This is a genomic window from Megasphaera vaginalis (ex Srinivasan et al. 2021) (genome assembly GCF_000478965.1).
Classification (GTDB): domain Bacteria; phylum Bacillota; class Negativicutes; order Veillonellales; family Megasphaeraceae; genus Megasphaera; species Megasphaera vaginalis.
This window is the reverse complement of the sequence record NZ_AWXA01000004.1, coordinates 110,698-116,697: the sequence shown is the minus strand read 5'-3', so window position 1 is coordinate 116,697 and position 6,000 is coordinate 110,698. Positions and strand designations below refer to the sequence as shown.

General features: G+C 52.3%; 6 protein-coding genes. 5 read left to right on the top strand and 1 reads right to left on the bottom strand.

Features of this window, described 5'->3' with window-relative positions:
- Positions 1-25: 25 nt before the first annotated feature.
- The 5 genes from HMPREF1250_RS00825 (at position 26) to HMPREF1250_RS00805 (ending at position 4,921) form a co-directional block, all read left to right on the top strand.
- The gene (locus HMPREF1250_RS00825) at positions 26-805 is read left to right on the top strand and encodes an acyl-CoA dehydratase activase (protein ID WP_023052679.1); all 780 of its coding nucleotides are present in this window, start codon (positions 26-28) and stop codon (positions 803-805) included.
- Between the two features lie 40 nt (positions 806-845).
- On the top strand, positions 846-1,295 hold the full coding sequence (locus HMPREF1250_RS00820) for a VOC family protein (protein ID WP_023052671.1): 450 nt from the start codon (positions 846-848) through the stop codon (positions 1,293-1,295).
- 13 nt (positions 1,296-1,308) lie between these two features.
- Positions 1,309-2,592 (top strand): 2-hydroxyacyl-CoA dehydratase subunit D, encoded by a 1,284-nt coding sequence (locus HMPREF1250_RS00815; protein ID WP_023052686.1) that lies wholly within the window; start codon positions 1,309-1,311, stop codon positions 2,590-2,592.
- Entirely contained in the window at positions 2,592-3,713 is a 1,122-nt protein-coding gene (locus tag HMPREF1250_RS00810; RefSeq protein ID WP_023052678.1) for a 2-hydroxyacyl-CoA dehydratase subunit D, read from the top strand. Before HMPREF1250_RS00815 ends, HMPREF1250_RS00810 begins: the two co-directional genes overlap by 1 nt.
- 68 nt (positions 3,714-3,781) lie before the next feature.
- Entirely contained in the window at positions 3,782-4,921 is a 1,140-nt protein-coding gene (locus tag HMPREF1250_RS00805; protein WP_023052606.1) for an acyl-CoA dehydrogenase, read from the top strand.
- 247 nt (positions 4,922-5,168) lie between these two features.
- Here the strand turns inward: HMPREF1250_RS00805 and HMPREF1250_RS00800 are convergent, their stop codons facing one another.
- Positions 5,169-5,765: a TIGR04076 family protein gene (locus HMPREF1250_RS00800; RefSeq protein ID WP_036242143.1), complete on the bottom strand. Its 597-nt coding sequence runs from the start codon at positions 5,763-5,765 to the stop codon at positions 5,169-5,171.
- Positions 5,766-6,000: the final 235 nt, after the last annotated feature.

Below are 6,000 nucleotides of genomic sequence, written 5' to 3'. Positions count from 1 at the left end.
ACTAAAAAAATAAGGAGATTCCACCATGTACACACTTGGCATTGATATCGGTTCTTCCTCTTCAAAGGCCGTCTTGCTCAAAGACGGCAAGACGATCATCAGTGAAAAAGTAGTTGAAACCGGTACCGGTTCTGCCGGCCCGGAAAAGGTGCTGAAAGCGCTATTCGCCGAATCGAATCTGACCTTGGAGGATATGAACGGCGTCATTGCTACCGGCTACGGCCGCTTCAACGTCGCAGAAGCCGACGGCGAAGTCAGCGAAATCACCTGTCATGCCAAAGGCGCCTTGTTTGAAAGTCCGAAAACCACGACGATCCTGGATATCGGCGGCCAGGATGTAAAGGCGATCAAACTGAACGGGCAAGGACTGGTCATGCAATTTGCCATGAATGACAAATGCGCCGCCGGTACGGGCCGCTTCCTGGACGTCATGTCGCGAGTTCTCGAAATCCCCATGGCCGACATGGGCGCCTGGTACTTCAAATCTAAAACACCGGCAAGGGTCAGCAGCACCTGTACCGTTTTTGCCGAATCAGAAGTCATTTCCCTGCTGTCCAAAAATATCCCGAAAGAAGATATCGTCGCCGGCGTCCATTTTTCCATTGCCAGTAAGGCCTGTGCCCTTGTCCGTCGCGTCGGCGTCGGTACCGAACTGACCATGACCGGCGGCGGCGCCCGCGATGCCGGACTCGTCGACGCTATCACCAAAGAACTGGGCATACCCGTAAGCGTCGCCCCTCATCCGCAAGTTGTCGGCGCTCTCGGCGCCGCCCTGATGGCCTATGAAAAGCAAGTCCGCGGCTAACACGGCTTTACAGTTTACTTACGAAAGGAAGTCAATCACTATGAAAAAACCGTTACGCATGCATCACGTCGGAATCGTTCTTCCGACACTGCAAGATGCGGAAGAATTTATCAATCGCATGGGACTGGAAATCGATTATTCCGGTTACGTCCAAGCCTACCATGCCGATCTCATTTTCACGACAAAGGGAGAAAACAGCAGTCCCATTGAATTCATCATTCCTCACGAAGGCGTTCTCTGTGAATTCAACCACGGTAAAGGCGGCATTGCCCATCTGGCCTTTGAAGTGGAAGACGTCGAAGAAACGCGGCGCGAATACGAAGCGCAAGGCTATAAAATGTTGGAAAAAGCCGCAGTCCAAGGGACGGACGATATTATCGTCAATTTTATGCGCCCCAGCTACAACAACGGAATTCTCGTAGAATTCGTCCAGACCGTTGCCCCCATCAATCGTGAAACGGCAAACCCGTTCCAATCATTGCATCATTAAAGGAGAGATTGTCATGAGTGAAGATACCGCTGTAAATTTGAAAACCATGAGCGCCAAAGACGCCCTCGGCTACTTTCTGCCTAAGTTGGATGAAGACGCGCGCAACGCGAAGAAAGAAGGGCGTCTCGTTTGCTGGTCCGCCTCCGTTGCCCCGCCGGAATTCTGCGTAGCCATGGATATCGCCATGGTTTATCCCGAAACGCACGCCGCCGGCATCGGCGCCCGTCACGGCGCCCCTGATATGCTGGAAGTCGCCGAAAACAAAGGCTACAATCAGGATATCTGTTCCTATTGCCGCGTTAATATGGGCTATATGGAATTGCTGAAACAGCAGGCCATGACCGGCAAAACGCCGGAAAAACTGAAGAACTCCCCGGCTTCCGCCGTGCCCTTGCCGGACCTCATCATTACATGCAATAACATTTGCAACACCTTGTTGAAGTGGTATGAAAATCTGGCCAAAGAACTACATATCACCCTGATCACCATCGATGTCCCTTTCAACCATGAATACCCTGTCACACAGCACGCCAAAGACTACATCGTCGGGGAATTCAAACATGCTATCACCCAGTTGGAAGCGATCTGCGGCCGTCCTTTTGACTACGACAAATTCTTTGAAGTACAAAAGCAGACGCAGCGATCCATCGCCGCCTGGAATAAAATCGCGTCTTTCTTACAATACAAACCGTCTCCGTTAAACGGTTTTGACCTCTTCAACTTCATGGGACTCGCCGTCGCCGCCCGTTCTCTCGACTATGCGGAAATTACGTTCACAAAATTAGTCAAGGAACTGGAAGAAAAAGTCTCCCAACAGAAATGGGCTTTCGGCGATAACGAAAAAAGCCGTATAACCTGGGAAGGCATCGCTGTCTGGATCGCCTTGGGACATACGTTCAAAGAGTTAAAGGGCAAGGGATCGCTGATGACCGGTTCCGCCTATCCCGGCATGTGGGATGTTTCTTACGAACCGGGCAATCTCGAATCGATGGCCGAAGCCTATACGCGCACCTATATCAATTGTTGTCTCGAACGGCGCGGCGAAGTGCTGGAACAAGTCGTCCGTGACGGTAAATGCGACGGACTCATCATACATCAGAACCGGAGCTGCAAAAACATGAGCCTCCTGAACAACGAAGGCGGTCAACGCGTGCAGAAAAATCTCGGCGTTCCCTATGTCATTTTTGACGGTGACCAGACCGATCCGCGCAATTTCAACGAAGCGCAGTTTGATACGCGCGTCGAAGCCTTAGCCGAAATGATGGCCGATCAAAAAGCACAAGGAGGAAATCACTAATGAACCACATTGATGAACTTATCAGCAAATTGGAAACTATATCAAACCACCCGCAAGCTGCCGTCTTGTCCTATAAGCGGAATACCGGCAAAGGGCTCGTCGGCGTCATGCCCTACTATGCCCCCGAAGAAATCGTCTATGCCGCCGGCTATCTCCCTGTCGGCATGTTCGGCGCGCAAAAGCCGGCAATCGCCGCCGCGCGAACCTATCTGCCGCCCTTTGCCTGTTCGCTGATGCAGGCCGATATGGAATTACAACTCAACGGCACCTATGACTGCCTCGACGCCGTTCTCTTCTCCGTGCCTTGCGACACGCTCCGCTGCATGAGTCAAAAATGGCACGGCAAAGCGCCGGTCATCGTCTTTACACAGCCCCAGAACCGTAAGATCCGCGCCGCCGTCGACTTTTTGAAAGCCGAATACGCCCATGTCCGCCGCGAACTGGAACGGATTCTGCAAGTCAAGATCAGCGACCTGGCCTTGCAAAAGGCCATTCATATTTATAACGAAAACCGCCGCACAATGCGTGAATTCTGCGACATTGCCGCGCAGTACCCGCAAATTTTCACACCGACCAAACGCCATGCCGTTATCAAAGCCCGCTGGTTTATGGATAAAGCCGAACATACAGCGCTCCTGCGCCAACTCATCGATGCCGTAAAAAAAGAACCGGTACAGCCCTGGAAAGGAAAAAAGGTTATTCTTTCCGGCATCATGGCCGAACCGAATGAATTTCTCGATATCTTCAGCGAATTCAACATCGCCGTCGTCGCCGACGATCTGGCACAGGAATCCAGGCAATATCGCAACGACGTTCCTGCCGGCATTGATCCGCTGGAACAGCTGGCACAATGGTGGCAGGATTTCGACGGCTGCCCGCTGGCGATGAATACCGACAAGCCGCGCGGCCAGATGATCATCGACATGGCCAAAAAATGCGACGCAGACGCCGTCGTCATCTGCATGATGCGTTTTTGTGATCCCGAAGAATTCGACTACCCCATTTACAAAACCGAATTTGAAGAAGCGGGCCTTCGTTATACGGTAATCGACGTCGACCTCGAATCTCCGTCACTGGAACAGGTCCGTACCCGCCTTCAAGCCTTCTCGGAAATACTTTGACCGATGCGGCGTAAACCGGACATACCGGTGTATCTAAATTGACGCACATACGTAAGGAGGAGTGTATTATGGATTTTGCTGTAAGAGAACTGGATCAGGATATCGTAAAATTAGCCGCCGACTTTGCGGAAAAGCGCCTGGCGCCGACAGTCAAAGAACGGGACGAAAAAGAGGTTTTCGACCGCAAGCTGATCGACGAAATGGGCGAACTCGGCCTGCTCGGCATTCCTTATGAAGAGGAATACGGCGGCGTCGGCGCAGACTTTCTCAGCATGGCGATGGCATGCGAAGAAATTTCCAAGACAGATCCGTCTATCGGCCTGAGTTTCGAAGTACACACAACGCTTTGCTCCTGGCCGATTTGGAAATTCGGGACGGAAGAACAGAAACAGAAATTTTTAAAACCCTTGGCAAGCGGTGAAAAACTGGGCGCCTTCGGCCTGACCGAACCGAATGCCGGTACCGATGCGCTGAACGGCTCTACGACAGCCGTCAAAGACGGTGATTCTTATATTTTGAACGGTTCCAAGGTTTTCAATACGAATGGCGGCGAAGCGGAAATCACCGTTGTCTTCGCGGCTACGGACAAGACCAAAGGCGCCAAAGGCATGAGCGCTTTTATCGTGGAAAAAGGAACGCCCGGCTTCACGTACGGCAAAAAAGAAGTAAAAATGGGAATTCACGGCTCCGTCCAACGCGAGTTAATCTTCCAAGATGTCAAAATTCCGGCAGCCCATCTCCTCGGCAAAGAAGGGGAAGGATTCAAAATCGCCATGATGACCCTTGACGGCGGCCGCGTCGGCGTCGGCGCACAGGCGCTCGGCATTGCCGAAGGCGCCTTTCACCACGCGCTCACCTATGCCACCGAACGGGTGCAGTTCGGCAAACCGATTGCGAAATTTCAAGCAGTCAGCTTTCTCCTGGCCGATATGAAAGCTAAGATTGAAGCCGCCCGTTATCTCGTTTACAAAGCGGCCTACAGTATGAATCAGGGAGGCTCGTACAGCATGGATGCCGCTATCGCCAAAAAGGTGGCCTCCGACGTGGCCATGCAGGTAACAACCGACGCCGTACAGATTTTCGGCGGCTACGGATTCACTCGGGAATATCCGGTTGAACGCTACATGCGCGACGCCAAGATCACACAGATTTACGAAGGCACGACGCAAGTACAGCAAATGGTTATCTCCGGCGCACTGCTTCGATAAGCGCGTCGGCAACAAAAGACCTATGGACACGACAGAACCCGTGCCATAGGTCTTTTGTTACCGGCAACTAGCCGGATTTTTCTATTTTTCTTTACCTTTCGAGCAACACGGGCCACGTAAACTTGCCGCGTCAGACGCCGCTCCGACGGCATCGCGCCCCCTGAAGTTGAACGAAACGGCCACAGCCTGCACGGCAGTAAAACGGATGCGCACCTGCTGCCGCCATTTTCGAAAAACCGATTTTCCGCTACTCGATCAGGCTGATATCGTATGCCCCTAAAGACGCTTTCAAAACGTCATCGGCCACCTCATGATTCCGGTCCATATACACTTCAACGAAATGCTTATCACGCCGTACCGCCACGTCGAAAACACCGGAAACGGCCATGACGGCAGTACGCAAATCAGCAACAGCCGCATTCGACATGTAATCAAAAAACTGCAGCTTCATGACCTTGTAATCGAGGCGCTCTATCTTGAAAATAACAGGCCGTGTCCCGTCAGAACAACAGGCGATCATGATATGTTCGTCCTTCATCCAGCCGCGCATGACAGCGCCGCCCTGCAGGCCCGTATAAATGTACCGTGAAATGGCATCCCATGCCTCCGAACAATGCGGTTTTACCGGACCGCCGGCAACGGTATTCTCGTCGGCAATACTCTGTTGTAACGAACGAATCCCCATACGCCAGAAATCATCCTGCGTCCCGTACCGCTCAAAGAGGAACACATCGCCCACATTATAACAAGGACAGACACCGGCATCGGGATCGGCGCAATAGGCCTCCTGCAAATTAGGGTATAACTTCTTGTCAATGACCGTAACCTTTACCTTGTACTGCATCAGACCGCCCCCTTGTACGGAAACTCCCTTATTGCATTCAATACGGTGCATTGGCCGCTTTTATCATAAGCTGCCGGACACGCTGTTTGCTACCTCTATTATCCTATTAAACCCGAAACAGTTCAAGTGCCTTGGAAGCGCATGGCCGTCATATAGCTGCACGCCTGAAGCGATCAGACCGCTTCGCCGCCCGCTTAAATGATCATCGCTTCCCAACAGCCACGCCGCCAACCGC

Bases quoted from the DNA above. Each gene is read 5' to 3' on its own strand.
- HMPREF1250_RS00825 (WP_023052679.1), top strand. From the start codon at position 26: ATGTACACACTTGGCATTGATATCGGTTCTTCCTCTTCAAAGGCCGTC.
- HMPREF1250_RS00820 (WP_023052671.1), top strand. From the start codon at position 846: ATGAAAAAACCGTTACGCATGCATCACGTCGGAATCGTTCTTCCGACA.
- HMPREF1250_RS00815 (WP_023052686.1), top strand. From the start codon at position 1,309: ATGAGTGAAGATACCGCTGTAAATTTGAAAACCATGAGCGCCAAAGAC.
- HMPREF1250_RS00810 (WP_023052678.1), top strand. From the start codon at position 2,592: ATGAACCACATTGATGAACTTATCAGCAAATTGGAAACTATATCAAAC.
- HMPREF1250_RS00805 (WP_023052606.1), top strand. From the start codon at position 3,782: ATGGATTTTGCTGTAAGAGAACTGGATCAGGATATCGTAAAATTAGCC.
- HMPREF1250_RS00800 (WP_036242143.1), bottom strand. From the start codon at position 5,765: ATGCAGTACAAGGTAAAGGTTACGGTCATTGACAAGAAGTTATACCCT.